Source organism: Sporosarcina sp. P37, assembly GCF_002109365.1.
Lineage (GTDB): Bacteria > Bacillota > Bacilli > Bacillales_A > Planococcaceae > Sporosarcina.
Genome location: NZ_CP015349.1, coordinates 2,446,752 through 2,462,565, shown reverse-complemented (window position 1 = coordinate 2,462,565; position 15,814 = coordinate 2,446,752). Strand labels below are relative to the sequence as shown.

Here is a 15,814-nt window from a genome sequence, read left to right as displayed (position 1 = left end):
TTAATCTTGGACAACTTTGTCACCTCCTGTTGCAAAATGCATAATCCGTTCCTGTGTCATTTCTTCTTTTGGCAAATCTGCCATCAGTTGCCCTTCATGCATCACGAGCACACGGTCCGCCATGCCGATCACTTCGGGCAATTCGGATGAAACCATCACAATGGCGACGCCCCGTTCCGAAAGTTCATTGATGATGCTGTAAATTTCCTTTTTCGCTCCGACATCCACACCTCTTGTCGGTTCATCCAGAAACAGAATATCTGGTTCAATCCCGAGCCACTTGGCAATGACGACTTTTTGCTGGTTTCCGCCGCTCAGGGATTTCACAACTTGTTCCGGTCCCGATGTGCGTACGCCAAGGCGTTTAGACATCGTGTCATATAAATTTTTCTCTTTATTTTTCTGGATGACACCTGAATTGGAAATGCGGTTAAAGTTCGTCAGGCACATGTTTTCTTTCACGGAAAAATCGAGTATGAGCCCTTCTGATTTCCGGTCTTCCGTCACAAATCCAATGCCAAGCTTTTTCGCCTGCAGCGGATTAGAAATCACCACTTGTTTGCCGTCGATGAAAATCTTGCCCGCAGTCGGTTTCTTAAAGCCAAAAATTGATTGAATCACTTCTGTGCGCCCCGCACCCATCAATCCGGCAATGCCGACGACTTCCCCTTTATGCACTTCAAACGATACATCTTCAAATATGTCGCCGCGTGCCAAACCTTCTACTTTCAGTTTGACTTCGCCAATTTCACTCGACCGCGCCGGGAAGCGTTCGCCAAGCTCACGTCCAACCATCATCTGCACGACTTCTTCAAACGTCGTTTCCTTAATATTGCGCACACCGACGTACTGACCGTCCCGTAAAATGGTAATACGGTCGCACATTGCGAAAATTTCTTCCATTCGATGCGAAATATAAACAAACGATACGCCTTCTGCCTGCAGTGCGCGGACAGTCTGAAATAACGTTTCGATTTCACGGTCGGTCAGTGCTGCAGTCGGCTCGTCCATGATGATCAATTCCGCATTCGAGGAAACAGCTTTTGCAATTTCAATGATTTGCTGCTTACCGACAGATAATTCACGCGTGATCGTACGCGCATCGACATGCAAGCCGAGTTTTGCCAAAATCTCTTCCGCCTGGCGATTCATTTCCTTCGTCTTCAAAATCCCCGTTTTCCCGAACGTCTTTTCATTGCCTAAATAAAAGTTCTCTGCAACGGTCAGATCCGGCAAAATATTAAGCTCTTGGTGAATAACCGCAATTCCCGCTGCCTCGGCTTCTTGGGCGTTTTTGAATTCCACCTTCTCGCCTTTCACCCAAATCTCTCCTGAATCACGGCTGTAAATACCGGTCAGAATCTTCATCAGCGTGGACTTTCCTGCGCCATTCTCTCCCATAAGCGCATGGATTTCACCTTTCACTACGTCAAACTCGACATTTTCGAGCACTTTGTTTCCATTAAAACTTTTCGATATCCCGCTCATCGCAATCATCTCTGCTCACCCACTTTCAGAATATGACGCCTGACTGCACGATAATATTGGCATAAGGTGTCGCTTCTCCTGTACGAATAATCACTTTGGACTGTCTTGACTGTTCTTTCAGCTGTTCATGCGTCAGCTCAGCAACCGGACATTCCAACTGATTGATTTCGCTGTACACATGCGGGTTCTCTAATTTCATTTCGCCTGCAATATATACTTTTTCTGCTTGAAAATCTTCTAATATTTCAAATAAAATTTCCGTAAATCCTGGTTTTCCCAACGTGTAGGAAAGATCGATGCAAGGAACACCTTCAGGAATCGGCAAACCGCAATCCGCAATCGTCAGCTGATCCGTATGGCCCATTTTAGCCAGGACCGCCGCAATTTCCCGATTGATCATGCCATGCTTTTTCATTTCATTTCCTCCAACCGCGCGGCTACTTCCTCTGCGCTCGGCATACCGCCTTGTGCGCCAAACTTCTCTACGGATAATGAAGCCGCCGCATTGGCGAAACGGACCGCTTTTTCCAGCTCCATCCCCGCGACGATCGCATGCGCAAACGCCCCATTAAATGTATCGCCTGCTCCCGTTGTATCTACCGCTTTCGTCGGGAACCCTTCCACAATGACATGGCGTTCACCGTCAAAGTACCGGGCTCCGTCTTTCCCCAGTGTGATAATCAAACGGTTTGGATATTTTTCTAAGGCATCTGTCATGTTCATGCCGAAAATTTGTTCACATTCTGTTTCATTTGGCGTCAAATAGGAAATCGAAGGCATCATATCCAGTTCAAAACCGCGAGCCGGCGCAGGATTCAACAGAACAGGAATGCCGATTGCCTGACATTTCGCCAATGTGTATATCACAGTAGGTATTGGAATTTCCAGCTGCAGCATCACCAATTTGCTGCGCTTGATGACATCTTCCACTTCATCGATATGTGCAGGCATCAGCAAGGAGTTTGCACCGGGTACTACGATAATCCGATTGTCTCCTTCTGACAGCAGAATATTTGCAATGCCGGAAGCCCCTTCTTCTGTACGGACGCCTGCAGTGTTCACATGATTCTGCTGCATATTATTCACGATACTCGTGCCGAATAAATCACTGCCTACGCAAGCGACCATATTTGTTTCACTTCCAAGCCGTGCTGCCGCAATCGCCTGGTTCGCACCTTTTCCGCCTGGCACCGTATCAAACACATTTCCAAGAACTGTCTCTCCCTGATCCGGGAAATTTTCCGTGCCCACTACCAGATCCATATTGGCACTGCCAATGACTGTTATCATCATGCTCCACTCCTTGTCGTTTCCCGAATGAGCAGCTCTGCCGGAATTAATACTTCACGCTCCGTCAGTTCCTGCCCTTCAATTAATTTAATGAGCATCCTCGCTGCCGTTGCGCCAATTTTATATAAATCCTGCGCTACCGTCGTCAATCCGGGGGTTAATTGGCCTGCAAGCATCGTCCCGTCATACCCGACGATTTGAAGCTGATCCGGAACATGAATGCCGAGCGAATGGGCAGCTTTCATTGCCCCTGCCGCCGTCACATCACTGCTCGCGAAAATCCCGTCAATCGGCACGTCCTGCAATATGTCCTTCACAATCTTTTCAGACGCTTCAAACTGAAACGGACATTCCACAACATGCGTCTTTACGTCTTTCTCATTCACCGCGTCATTGAATCCGTCGAACCGGTCATCCGCCGGTCCCAATCCCGAAGGACCTCTCATGCAAAGAATATTTTTACAGCCGCTCTGCAATAAATGCTCCGTCCCAACGCGCGCACCTTCCCGGTTATCCGTTGCAATATACGGAATCGACGAATGAATTCTGCGGTCAATTGCTACAATCGGCACATTTAATTCAGTATAGTGTTCCGCTTTTTCATGACTTGTCGCCACAATAAAACCCGCCACATACTTTCGCTGAAGCGTCTGAACATACTTAATTTCTTTTTCCAGCTCTTCATCCGAATTGCATAAAATCACGGTGTAATCATACGCCAGCGCAACATCTTCGATCGCCCGCGCCAGCTCCGGAAAGAACGGATTCACAATGTCCGGAACAATCAGGCCGATAAATGTCGTTTGCTTTGTGCTGAGCGAACGCGCAATCATACTCGGCTGATAATTAAGCTCTTCAATCGCCTGCGAAATCACCCGTTTCGCGTCCTCACTTATGTATCCTTTATTATTTAAATAGCGTGAAACAGTCGCTACCGAAACCCCTGCTTTTCCCGCAACATCCCGAATATTCGCCAACCATTCCACCTTCATTCTATTCTTGTGTAACCGGTCTCACATTTCGATGTGGTACCGGTTACACACAATGATAACAGATGAAGATTTTTGATGTCAATAGTGAATTGGAAGCCTGTGGCTACGGGCTTTTATGAGTGAATTTTTAGACTTGTGGGGCTATTTTGTGTGGGTGGGGTTGGGGGTTGGCGTGGGGGTATGAGCGGTTAACGCGCTGCTATGAGCGGATGAAGCGGCAGTATGAGCGGTTAACGCGGGGCTATGAGCGGGTGGCGCGGCAGTATGAGCGGTTGACGCGGCGGTATGAGCGGTTGACGCGGCGGTATGAGCGGTTAGCGCGGGGCTATGAGCGGTTGACGCGGCGGTATGAGCGGTTAGCGCGGGGCTATGAGCGGACAACGCGTGACTATGAGCGGTTGACGCATGGCTATGAGCGGATGAGGCGGCGGTATGAGCGGATAGCACGTCGTTGTGATCAGTCATCGCGTCACTATGAGCGCGTGACGTAGCAGTAGACCAGTTAACGCGTTGCTATGAGCGGATGACGCGGCAGTATGAGCGGTCAACGCGCGGCTATGAGCGGATGACGCGGCAGTATGAGCGGTCAACGCATGACTATGAGCGGATGAAGCGGCGGTATGAGCGGATAACGCAGCGGTATGAGCGGTTAACGCGTCACTATGAGCGGATGACGCGGCAGTATGATCAGTCAACGCACTGCGATGAGCGGATAACGGGGCAGCTCAAGCGATTATCGTCTGCGATCAGCGAAGCCCCCTGCCACTTTGTCGCGGCCAGGCACTTCTCATCACTATTTTCATTCGAATCTGCCAGAAAATCAAAACACTCTTCCCATAACCCGCCTTAGCTGCATGGAATCAGCAGCACTTGTCTAGACATATCTATAAGGGTAAGATAATACTAATCTCAAGAATCACACCTATAAAGGAGAGATCGGCATGGCGGATTTCCGCGAGAATGAAAAAGTTCAATATGAAATTCCGGCAAACTTGCGTAAGAGTATAGATTACGTCAGCGGTAATTTATTCATCACTGATCAGCGCTTTATCTTCCAGCCCCGCAATATGCATTTTCAAAGAGATATTATCGAATTCGAGATCAGCGACATTAATAATATCGATTCATCGTATGTACTGGGCATAGTCCCAAATGGCATTACAGCTGAATTAAAAGACGGTACGATGCACACCTTTGTTTTAGAGAGTTCTCATTTTGTAAAGTGCGATGAAATTCTAAAAAGTGTCTGGGCTCTTATGAATAACGACTAGAGTAAATTACAGGGTGAGATTTTAGTACACATTTGTTCAAATTCAAACACTTTATAGTCTACTTGTTCATTATATATCCAGAATATTGATTTATTAGTAAAGTGAATGAAAAAATCAAGGGGCAGAGATAAAAGAGGTGTACGTTATGAATAAATATGGAAATGAGATAACTTCATCACTTGAAAGATTACAGACTGAAAATATGTATTTAAAAATGATCCTGGAAACCCATCTGCCAGGATTTCAAGTTAAAGAACCCCACATGGTAGTTACTGATCATTCGACAGCCCAGGAAAAGGTGCAGCTTTTCCAAAGTATATTTCGCGGCAGGACAGATGTTTATGCAACCAGATGGGAAATGCAAAATGGCAAGAGCGGTTATTCCCCCGCTCGTCAACGTAACAAGTACATTCCCCTTACTGATCAGACAATTTACGATCATCTAAGCGGCAAACATGTAATCGGGCTATACCCCCTTTTAGCAGATAACTCATGCTGGTTTCTTGCAGTTGATTTTGATAAAAAGAATTGGCAGCGTGATGTGCTGTCATTCGCAAGTATTTGCAAAGAAATCCGAATTCCTTTCAGTATCGAAAGATCCCGCTCAGGCAACGGTGCACATATATGGATTTTCTTCTCCCATCCTTTATCTGCTTCACTCGCCCGCCATCTTGGTTACGCTTTGATGGAAAAAGCGGATAATAAAATGTCTGCAGAACTAGAGTCATTCGATCGTTTATTTCCAACCCAGGATCACTTACCTACTGCTGCTAGTTTAGGTAACTTAATAGCCTTGCCATTACAGCGCTATGCACGGGATTTAGGCAATAGTGTATTTGTGGATGAAAATTTCCGGCCGTTTGAAGATCAATGGCTGTACTTATCCTGTATACAGAAAGTTGATCCACTTGCCATCGAACATTACGTAAACTTGCTCGGCGTAACTGGCCGCGGCGATAAAACTACTGCAAACCCTGATGTCCTTCGAGCCGTCAAAAAGAACGGTATTCATTTTACATTGGCGGATTTATCAGATTCACTTTTATCGCAGCTTGAAGAAGTTGCTTCTTTTGGAAATCCAGAATATTTTAAAGCAAAAGCCAAAAGACTATCTACATATAATATCCCGGCCGTGATTGAAGGTTTTGATAAAACTATTACCCACCTCATTCTTCCCCGGGGATGTGAACAGGCTATTCACGAATTACTATCCTCAAAAGGAATTCAACCGGAATGGATAAACGAACGGTTTTCAGGCAGTCCAATTGAAATAAATTTTCACGGAACTTTGTCATCACAACAGTTCGATGCACTGCAACAATTACGGGCGCATGACAGTGGAATTTTGGCAGCCGGCACGGGATTTGGAAAAACCGTAACTGCAGCAGCGTTAATTGCCGAACAGAAAGTCAATACGCTCATCATTGTGAATCGTAAGCAATTAATGAATCAATGGATCGACCAACTCTCACTGTTTCTGGACATACCCCGCAATGAAATAGGGCAATTTGGCGGGGGCAAGCGTATGTCGACGGGAAGAATTGATGTAGCTACGATTCAAACACTCACTTCTAATGGTATCGATCCTGTTATCACGCAGTATGGACAAGTTATTGTAGATGAATGTCATCACCTTTCAGCCTATACCTATGAACAATTAATGAAGATGGTGCGAGCAAAGCATGTGTATGGTCTGACGGCGACACCTGTCCGAAAAGATGGACTTCACCCGATAATTACCATGCAATGCGGGCCGGTCTTATACAAAACAGACGCTAAAGAGCAGGCGCTCACACGGCCGTTCCATCATTTCATCCTAGAAAGAAAAACTTCTTATCAAACCGCTTCTGAAAATATTCAGCAAATGTACAATGAAATTGCAGAGGACACTAAACGCAATCAATTAATTTTCGACGATGTACTTAGTGCGCTGGAAGAAGGTAAAACACCATTAATTCTGACTGAAAGAATTAGCCATGTGAAAATACTTCATCGTTTATTTAAAGGTTTCGCCAAAAATATCGTTGTGCTTTCGGGTGACCTGACTAAAAAAGAGCAGGACCAAGCATTAGAAATGATTCAAGATCTGCCAATGGAGGAGGAACTGTTAATTATAGCGACTGGAAAGTACATTGGTGAGGGTTTTGACTTTCCGAGATTGGATGCACTTTTTTTGACTATGCCTATTTCTTGGAAGGGACTCCTTACACAATACGTTGGGAGGCTGCATCGGAACTATTCCCAAAAGCAAGAAGTACGCGTATACGATTACATTGATCATAACGTACCAAGCCTTGTACAAATGTCCAAAAAACGGTCAAAAGGCTTTCGGGATTTGGGCTATGTCAGCAAAACAGGCGGTACATGCAGTTCGGAGCAAATGAAGCTATTTTGATAGGCATTAGGAGACGGCTTTCGCGCAGTCTTCTTTTTAAATAGCGCGCCCCCTCCCAACCCACAAAAAAAAGACCGCACACAGAAGTCAGCCCCAGCCGACTTCTCGTACAGTCTTTCCTTTCACTAAAACCACTCACATTACAAGATTACTTTCCTTCGCTTTCTCAATAAACTTATCACTCGATTTATTGAAGAATTTCTTCAAACCAACTCCCGCAGCTATCGCAATTGCGAAGTAGATGAGCAGGTAGATGATTTGCCGTACTGCTACTGCCCAAATGATGCCGCCGATTGCTTCCCTCAATAGAGTAATCGCGTGAGTGAACGGCATGAATGCTGAAATTCGCTGGAAGAAGTCAGGCGCCATTTGGATTGGGAATGTTCCGCCTGATGCACCGAGCTGCATCACCATCAAAATGATGGCGATGACTTTTCCAGTGTTGCCGAATACAGATACCAGCGTGTAGACGATTGTTACGAAGACGATACTGATCAGCATGCCGAATAGCACGAACGGCAGCTTGTTCACCACGTACACATTCATAATGAACAACTCACCGAGCGTCACGATTAATGATTGAATCGTTCCAATTCCGGCGAAGATAATTAGCCGTCCCATATACGTCTGGTAACTTTTAAATCGTGTCTTCTCGCGGATATCCACCTTCAATGTAGAAACCATCAGCAAGGCGCCGACCCATAATGAAAGCGTCGTATAGAACGGGCTCATCGCGGAACCGTAGTTAGGTATCGGATACAGCTGGTGTTCGTCCAGCACAACGGGGTCGGCGAAAAATTTACTGATGCCGGTTGGGTCCGTCGCGAGAACATCCAGCAGCTTATCCAAATCTCCGTCTTTTTCCAGTGCGCGAATTTTCTCCGCCATCGTTTCAATCATGTCGCGTGCTTCAGGGAAGTATTTCTCCGCTTTGGCCAAGTCCTCTTTCCCGACTGCGATGCCTGCTTCTGCTTTCTCAAGCGCTGTGCGAAGTCTTGGAATTCGGCCATTCACTTCATCAAGTACATCAGATACATCGTACAGCGCATTCGTTGCGTCACGCATAGCCGATTTATATTTTCTCGTTAAATCGCTGTTGACGAAATCAATTGCCTCGCCAACAGAACGATCCAGTTCACCGGATACGCGGTCGACTTCAGCGAGATGCTTCTTGCCATTCGCTTTCGTTTCATTAATACGGCTGATCAGCCCGCCGACCGATTCATTCGCTGTTGATAAACTGTCCTGAACCGTTTTGATCCGCTCAATTTCACTCGACAGCCGATCTGAATTAATGAAATTCTGAAGGTCGGTCAATCCGCCCGTGATGGAGCCAATGGCTGAAAGGCCGTTGTCAATTCGGCCGACCATTGTCTGCAATGCTTCAATCGTGCGCTTCGGATTCTCGGCCGTTTCAAGCAGCGCTGCCAGTTTTTCATCGATTTCAGTTTTCGACGCCTGCAATTCATTGAATCGGTCGCGCAATCCCTGATCAAATGTCTGCAATTGTTTAATCGCTTCATTGATCGCCTGTTGACTGCTTGCGTCGAATTGCTTTCGTGCATCGGTAATTCGCTGCTCTGCTGCCTCTAACTGACCTTTCAGCTGATTCAGCAGCGCCAGGCTCGGCTTTTCTCCTTTATCGATGGCGGCCTGCAGTTGGCTGATAACTTGCTGCGTTTTTTGCAGCTGCGTCTTTAAGTCAACGAATTTTTGTTCGAGGCCTGCAATTCTGTCGCTGCCTGTCAATTTACCGGCAGCTTCAAGTACGGAAATCACTGTATCCACTTTTCCCAGCTGGCTTTCAATCGCTGACGACATGCCGTCCAATTGCTCTTGGAATCCGCTTAGATCAATGGATTCCCGCTTATCAATTAATTTTTGAACAGCCTGCAGTGCATGGGCATTTACTTCTGTCGCGCGGTCGAGCAAGCCCGTGATGTTCGCGGACAGTTCTTTCAGCTGTTTCATAAGTTTTTCCGTTTGCGGTGACAGCACATTTTCGTAACTGTCTTTCATTCGGTCCATATCTTCAGCCAGTTTGTCTGACAGCGCCTGCGTCTGTGTAATCAGATCAGCTGCCGGATTTTTCCCGCTCTGCAAGTCCGAAATCAATGTTTGCAGATTCTGTTTTAAACGGGTTAAATCCGCCGTGCTGTCACTCAATGACGCCTGCAGCTCTTTAATATTCGCAGAGTCTTTTAATTGTTGATCCTGTTTTTTCAAATACTCATAGATATCGTCAAGACGTGCATTCGTATCTTCCAGCTTCCCCTGCTTATCACGCAGCGAATTGACAAGACGATCCACATCTTCGCCTTTGCCTGACAGCTCGCTCGTCAAATTAGGCACTTTGCGGAACGCCGTCTGTGCACTCTCCAGATTCGACGTAATCATACGCAGCGTATTGTCCACGGCTTTTTCATTTTCTTGGAGCTTCGCAATCAGCCGGGCATTCAGTTTTTTGGCATTGGCATGCACTGCATCCACGTCGTCCAGCACTACATCGACCCGGTCCACAGAAGAATCTGCGAAATTCAATCCTTTATCCACCAGCTGCAGCTTCGAATAAATGTCCGGAATATCTTCTTCCAGCTGATAAATAATATCGCGCAGCTTTTCGATATTGGCGCGGTTGCCTTCGAGCTCCACGCCCAAATTGTTGAATACTTTAATAACGGCTTTATTCGCTTCTTCTACGAAAGTTTTGTCAATGTTTTCTACGATAGAAGAAGCACCTTTACTTGCCACTTTGGGAGAAATCGCATTGATCTTTTCGTTAATATAGTAATCGAGTGTCGGCTGTTTGATATCATCTGTCACGACACTGCTCAAATTCTCAGAGAAATTTTTCGGAATGATGATGGCAGCGTAGTAATCGCCGTGCTTAACACCTGTAATCGCTTCGTCTTTCGTCACAAACTTCCAGCCTAAATCATCGTTTTTGGTCAGTGAGACGATGACTTCATCCCCGACATTAAATTCCTTATCCTCAATGACTGCACCTTCGTCTTCACTGACAACCGCGACTGACACGCCTTGCGTATTCGCGTACGGATCCCATGAAGCAAGGATATTCATCCAAGCATATAATGAAGGAAGGAAAGCAATCGCCGCAATGACAATGAGCGCCGCTTTGTTTTTTGTGATATTCCGGATGTCCCGTTTAACAATAAACCAAATTTTATTCATCTAGTATAAAACCTCACTTCTACATTCCTGCATCATACCAATAGGCTGGAGAAAATTGTCTCATTCAGCACATCGGTAATTTGCTCCTCTGACAGCTGTTCGTCGTGAGTTTTAGACCAATCGACGACTAATGCCAGATAGGATTTAAACAAAAGATAGGCGACCAGTTCGCTGTTGCAAGGCTTCAATTCCCCTTTTGCCACTCCGCGCTCAATCTTTCCTGCAATAAACTTCAAAATCTCTTTTTCTATTGACGTCAGCACATCACCCACTGCCGGGGTGCGCAGCTCTTTTTCTTCTTCAATCAGTTTAACAAACAGCTGATGCGTTTCACGGAATTTCAGTAATTGCATGATGCGTGCATGGGCATTCTCCTGAAACGAAGCGCCTTCTCTCGTGCTTTGCTCAGATACATCTTTCATTTCACCGACCATCTTCCAAACGATGGAATGAAACAGCTCTTCTTTGTTGGAGAAGAATGTGTAAATTGTACCCTTACCGACATTTGCAATTTTCGCTACTTGATCCATGGTCGTCGCTTTATATCCAAACATCGTAAACGACTTTTCCGCCGCCAGCATTATTTCTTCTCTTCGATCCATCATGACACTTCCTTTAAAATGACCAGAATACCATTCCGGTCTGCTAGTCATTATATTACATAGATTCATCAATGAATGCAAGTTTTCTTCTTTCATTTTCAGGCATCGTTTCATTTGTTAGATATAAAACGGACAAGCATCTGGTAACCTATTCCAATGCAGTCTTGACTAATAGTAGCCGATATGACACCATTAGAGGTGGATAAACACTAGGGGTGCTTTTGCTGAGAGAGGCCGTTGCCTTAACCCTTGAACCTGCACTAGGTAATGCTAGCGGAGGGAAGTGGACATATGGACGGGACTGGCCGTACTATGCAACCGCTTCGCAAATAGAAGTGGTTTTTTTGCGTCTATTTTTGAAGAAAAGAAAAGTGGTGCTTACATGAAGACAAAAGTTCTTGAATTTAACAGCGTATCGTTCCACTATCAGACGGCGAAACATGCAGCACCTGCAGCTATCTTGAACAACGTCGACTGGCATGTGAATGAAGGGGAATTTGTCAGCATCATCGGGCCGAGCGGTTATGGAAAAAGCACACTGTTTCGGCTGATTACAGGGCTTGAGAATCCCGACTCCGGCCGCATTTTATTGAATGGTGAAGCGGCTGCAGACCGTCTCGGAAAAGTCGGCTATATGCCGCAGCAAGATTTGCTTATGCCGTGGCGGACGATTCTTGAAAACGTTCGGCTGCCGCTTGAGCTGCAGCGCGTAAAGCCGTCTGCTGATGAAATGATCGGGCTGCTCGCAGATTTCGGACTGGCCGGCGAAGAACACGCGTATCCCGGAAGTCTGTCAGGCGGCATGCGGCAGCGCGTTTCGTTTTTGCGCACAATTCTCACGGGCTCAAATATTTTATTGCTGGACGAGCCGTTCAGTGCGCTCGATGCCATCACACGGCTGACGATGCAGGAGTGGCTGATCGGTCAATGGCGCAAACTCGATAAGACGATTTTATTTATCACACATGACATCGACGAAGCGTTATTTCTGTCAGACCGGATTTTCGTACTTGCTGAAAAGCCGGTGCAGACGATTCGCGAAGTACAGGTGCCGCTTGACCGTCCGCGGGTGATGCGGGACTTGGCACAGCCTGAACTCGTGGAATTGAAAGAGCAGCTGATCGCGGAGCTTCGTTCGGAGGAGCGAATATGAAGATGAATATTTCTTATATCTGGCCGGCTTCTCTCATTTCGGTCTTGCTGGTCATCTGGGAAATCGCAGCGCGTCTTTACGACAAAAGCTTCCTTTTCCCGTCACCCACCGCCATACTGCTCAGATTATGGGAATTAAAAACGGAGCTGTTTATCCACCACTTGCCTCCGACTGCGCTGACGATTTTGATCGGCTTGTCCATTTCCATCATCGTCGGATCTGCACTGGCGATTGCCATGTACAGTAAAAAGCTGATGGAGCAGGCGTTTTATCCCATTCTGATTGCATCGCAAACCATTCCGATCATTGCGCTGGCACCGATTTTCGTTCTGTGGTTCGGCTACAGCATCTGGAGTAAAGTGGCGGTCACTGTGCTGATTACATTTTTCCCGATTACCGTCAGCGTCTTTGACGGCTTGCGTTCATCCGACCGGAACCTGCGCGAACTGATGCGGACGATGGGTGCGTCGGCAAAAGATATATTCTATAAGCTGGATCTGCCGTCTGCACTGCCGTCGTTTTTTTCAGGACTTAAAGTGGCGGTCACACTGAGTGTAATCGGCGCGGCAATCGGCGAATGGCTCGGTGCACAGGCAGGGCTCGGCTATTTCAGCAGACGAATGATGACCCAATTTGACAGTGCAGCTGTATTTGCACCCATCGTCCTGCTGTCTGCAGTGGGCATCCTCTTTTTCCTGATTGTTGTGTCCGCAGAAAAATACTTTTTACAATGGAGGAACGACCAATGAAAAAACACTGGTTACTGGGGATAACGTTTCTTTTATTACTGATCGCCGGCTGCACTAATGAAGCAGAAGCGCCCGGCAATGAAGAAACGCCGAATAACGAAAAGAAAAAAGTCAGTATTATGCTCGATTGGTACCCAAACGCCGTACATAGCTATTTATACGTCGCACAGGAAAAAGGCTATTTCAATGAAGAAAATGTGGAAGTCGATATTCAATTTCCTGCGAACCCAACCGATCCGATGAACTTGACCGCAGCAGGCAAAGTGACGCTCGGTCTGTATTACCAGCCGGATGTGATTTTGGCGCAGGCAAATGAAGATATCCCCGTAAAGGCGATTGCCTCAATTGTACGCGAACCGCTGAATTACACGGTTATGCTCGAGGAGAGCCCTATTCAGTCTCCTAAAGACATGGAAGGAAAAACGATCGGCTACCCGGGCATTCCGCTCAACGAATCATTGATCAAAACTATGGTAACGAATGACGGCGGTGACTTCGGCAAGGTGAAAATGATTGATGTAGGGTTTGAACTGGAATCATCACTCGTCTCTAAACGTGTTGACGCGGTCACGGGGACATTCATTAACCATGAAGTGCCTGTCATGAACAGCAAAGGCTTCAAAACGCGCTACTTCAATCCCGTTGACTATGGTGTGCCAAATTACAGTGAAATCGTCCTGCTGACCAGTGACGACGCATGGAAAAAAGATCAGGATGCGATCCAGGCATTCTGGAGAGCAGCACAAAAAGGCTATGAATTCATGGCAGAAAATCCCGAAGAAGCACTTGAGCTGTTAATGAACAATCAGGATCAGGCGAACTTCCCGCTTGATCGGACGATTGAAACGGAAAGTTTGAACATTCTGCTGCCTATGATGGATACAGGCGGAGAAGCATTCGGCAAGCTCGACGAAACATCTTGGGAAGAAGTGCGGGACTGGCTGTACGAAATGGAATTGATCAAGACAAAGCCTGAAGTTGAAGATATGATAGAAGACATCAGTTCGACTGATGTGTTTTCAAAAGTAACGAAGTAAAAAGAGACAGACAAAAAGCTGTTGCGGAGAGTCTTCTAGACTTCTGCAACAGCTTTTCTATTAGCCGGCGTCACTCTGGCTGCACAATAAACTTTATAATCACCGACTTCTTCAGCGGCTCATTCTTCGTATTCGGCAACCCTTCCTGAACTCGTAAATAATGAATGCCTTCACCCCAATGCGTGTTCGGTGAGATCAGCAGCTCTTTTCTGTCCGCGGGATTGACCCGGGCAGTAAAATCAAGCTGCCGATCCGCACTGTTCGGCGAACGCGTAATATCAATATACGGATGATAATTCTCCGCCATGTTTAATTCATGTGAAAAACGGACAGTAAATACTTTTGCAGGTTTTACTGTCTTGTCTGGAAAGTCCCCTGTAAATGAAGGCTCATTTCCGCCCGGCAATAAATAGTGGAGCATGCTAATATTCAGCAGCCCCGCCCCGTAATGTGGATCTTTTCCCGGCACACCAAGGTCTGTTGCCGAACTTTCAAGCAGCCGTTTCATGTCACTTGGTGCCAAATGAGGCCGCAGCGATTTCACGACAGCGGCAGCCCCTGCAACGACAGGTCCGGAGAAGGAGGTCCCGCTGACCGATTGATACCTGTTGTGAATGGCCGTAGTAAAAATAGCCGTTCCAGGCGCAACCAGACTAATATGCTTATTATAGTTAGAAAAACTGGCGCGTTTATTCAGCGGATCTGTTGCTCCAACAGAAATCACATCTGCGTACGATGCCGGATACATGATTTCATTGCCTTTTTCGGCACTGTTTCCGGCAGATGCCACGACAGTGATGCCTGACTCGACAGCCCGTTTAATGGCTTGCTCTTCCAGCAGAGAAGGCTCGCTGCTGCCAAAGCTTAGATTGATCACGTCCACTTTTTTCGCTAGTGCATAGTCAATCGCTTTAATGGCATTGGAAACTTTGCTTGTCCCATTCACATGAGAAATTTTCAGCGGCAATACGCGTACATTATACGTTCCGGCAATCCCCGCCACACCGAGGTGACTTCCCGTATCTGCTGCAATGACACCCGCAACTGCAGTGCCATGTCCGTTCATATCTTGCACGTCCCAGTTATCTGCATAAAAATTAAAGCCGCCCGCCTGAATACGGCCCTGCAGATCTTCATGGTGCAGATCAATACCTGAATCGATAACCGCTACGACAGCGTCTTTTTGCTGTTCTGCCGCCCTGGCCCAAATCAGCCGCGGCTTCACCTGCGGAATCCACCATTGCTTCGTCAAATCAAGATCGTCGTATGAAATATGCGAATAGCGTTCATAATTCGGCTCTACATGCAAAACGCCGGGGTCTTCCAGCAGCTGTTCTTTGACAATCTTCATTTCTTTTGCGTCTGTGAAGCTCCACAACTCCACCTGATCCGCAATATTTTCACGGCTTTCCACACCCGGCAATTCTTCTTCAGCTGAAAATGACTGTCTAGTTTCTTCATACTCTACTAATAACTCCGTATACTTTCCATCTTCCGCACTGGCCGATTTATGAAACCCCATTATAGAAAACAGCCCGATAAGCAATAGTAAACTTGTAAGGTGCTTTTGATTCATTTCTTCACTCATCTCTAGTAGTTTTTATATGATTGTGGAATAAAATCCGTTGAATGTACCCTATTATAG

The 15,814-nt window shown here is 46.5% G+C and carries 14 protein-coding genes and 1 riboswitch; of the genes, 7 read left to right on the top strand and 7 right to left on the bottom strand.

All coding sequences use genetic code 11. The annotated features are described in order from the left end of the window. From SporoP37_RS12490 to SporoP37_RS12475, 4 genes are read right to left on the bottom strand one after another with little or no spacing between them, the layout of a single operon-like run. On the bottom strand, window positions 1–1,497 hold the full coding sequence (locus tag SporoP37_RS12490) for a sugar ABC transporter ATP-binding protein (RefSeq protein WP_085431116.1): 1,497 nt from the start codon (window positions 1,495–1,497) through the stop codon (window positions 1–3). Window positions 1,498–1,513: 16 nt separating this feature from the next. Next, window positions 1,514–1,903: a D-ribose pyranase gene (gene rbsD, locus SporoP37_RS12485; protein WP_081243961.1), complete on the bottom strand. Its 390-nt coding sequence runs from the start codon at window positions 1,901–1,903 to the stop codon at window positions 1,514–1,516. After that, window positions 1,900–2,778, bottom strand: a complete 879-nt coding sequence (gene rbsK, locus SporoP37_RS12480; RefSeq protein ID WP_081243960.1) for a ribokinase — start codon at window positions 2,776–2,778, stop codon at window positions 1,900–1,902. The genes rbsD and rbsK overlap by 4 nt, the downstream gene beginning before the upstream one ends. Then, window positions 2,778–3,770 (bottom strand): LacI family DNA-binding transcriptional regulator, encoded by a 993-nt coding sequence (locus tag SporoP37_RS12475; RefSeq protein ID WP_232329762.1) that lies wholly within the window; start codon window positions 3,768–3,770, stop codon window positions 2,778–2,780. Before SporoP37_RS12475 ends, rbsK begins: the two co-directional genes overlap by 1 nt. A gap of 167 nt (window positions 3,771–3,937) precedes the next feature. Here SporoP37_RS12475 and SporoP37_RS12470 point away from each other — a divergent pair, with 167 nt between their 5' ends. The 4 genes from SporoP37_RS12470 (at window position 3,938) to SporoP37_RS12460 (ending at window position 7,436) form a co-directional block, all read left to right on the top strand. Further along, complete coding sequence (locus SporoP37_RS12470; protein ID WP_085431114.1) at window positions 3,938–4,261, top strand: hypothetical protein; 324 nt, start codon at window positions 3,938–3,940, stop codon at window positions 4,259–4,261. Between the two features lie 32 nt (window positions 4,262–4,293). Then, on the top strand, window positions 4,294–4,620 hold the full coding sequence (locus SporoP37_RS17050; RefSeq protein ID WP_143565453.1) for a hypothetical protein: 327 nt from the start codon (window positions 4,294–4,296) through the stop codon (window positions 4,618–4,620). Window positions 4,621–4,711: 91 nt separating this feature from the next. Then, window positions 4,712–5,041: a GRAM domain-containing protein gene (locus tag SporoP37_RS12465; RefSeq protein ID WP_081243958.1), complete on the top strand. Its 330-nt coding sequence runs from the start codon at window positions 4,712–4,714 to the stop codon at window positions 5,039–5,041. Window positions 5,042–5,186: 145 nt separating this feature from the next. Further along, on the top strand, window positions 5,187–7,436 hold the full coding sequence (locus tag SporoP37_RS12460; protein ID WP_085431113.1) for a DEAD/DEAH box helicase: 2,250 nt from the start codon (window positions 5,187–5,189) through the stop codon (window positions 7,434–7,436). 135 nt (window positions 7,437–7,571) lie between these two features. Here SporoP37_RS12460 and SporoP37_RS12455 read toward each other — a convergent pair whose 3' ends face one another. Together SporoP37_RS12455 and SporoP37_RS12450 are read right to left on the bottom strand one after the other, a co-directional pair. Next, window positions 7,572–10,628, bottom strand: coding sequence for a YhgE/Pip domain-containing protein (locus SporoP37_RS12455; RefSeq protein WP_085431112.1), 3,057 nt, complete (start codon window positions 10,626–10,628; stop codon window positions 7,572–7,574). A gap of 32 nt (window positions 10,629–10,660) precedes the next feature. Continuing rightward, entirely contained in the window at window positions 10,661–11,230 is a 570-nt protein-coding gene (locus SporoP37_RS12450) for a TetR/AcrR family transcriptional regulator (RefSeq protein ID WP_081243955.1), read from the bottom strand. A 201-nt stretch (window positions 11,231–11,431) separates the two neighbouring features. After that, window positions 11,432–11,529, top strand: a riboswitch (TPP riboswitch). A gap of 83 nt (window positions 11,530–11,612) precedes the next feature. Here SporoP37_RS12450 and SporoP37_RS12445 point away from each other — a divergent pair. The 3 genes from SporoP37_RS12445 to SporoP37_RS12435 are packed head-to-tail and all read left to right on the top strand — an operon-like array spanning window position 11,613 to window position 14,169. Beyond that, complete coding sequence (locus tag SporoP37_RS12445) at window positions 11,613–12,383, top strand: ABC transporter ATP-binding protein (protein WP_085431795.1); 771 nt, start codon at window positions 11,613–11,615, stop codon at window positions 12,381–12,383. Beyond that, window positions 12,380–13,132: an ABC transporter permease gene (locus SporoP37_RS12440; RefSeq protein ID WP_085431111.1), complete on the top strand. Its 753-nt coding sequence runs from the start codon at window positions 12,380–12,382 to the stop codon at window positions 13,130–13,132. Before SporoP37_RS12445 ends, SporoP37_RS12440 begins: the two co-directional genes overlap by 4 nt. After that, window positions 13,129–14,169: an ABC transporter substrate-binding protein gene (locus SporoP37_RS12435; protein ID WP_085431110.1), complete on the top strand. Its 1,041-nt coding sequence runs from the start codon at window positions 13,129–13,131 to the stop codon at window positions 14,167–14,169. The genes SporoP37_RS12440 and SporoP37_RS12435 overlap by 4 nt, the downstream gene beginning before the upstream one ends. Window positions 14,170–14,239: 70 nt before the next feature. Here the strand turns inward: SporoP37_RS12435 and SporoP37_RS12430 are convergent, their stop codons facing one another. Next, window positions 14,240–15,745, bottom strand: coding sequence for a S8 family peptidase (locus SporoP37_RS12430; RefSeq protein ID WP_198160024.1), 1,506 nt, complete (start codon window positions 15,743–15,745; stop codon window positions 14,240–14,242). Between the last annotated feature and the right edge of the window lie 69 nt (window positions 15,746–15,814).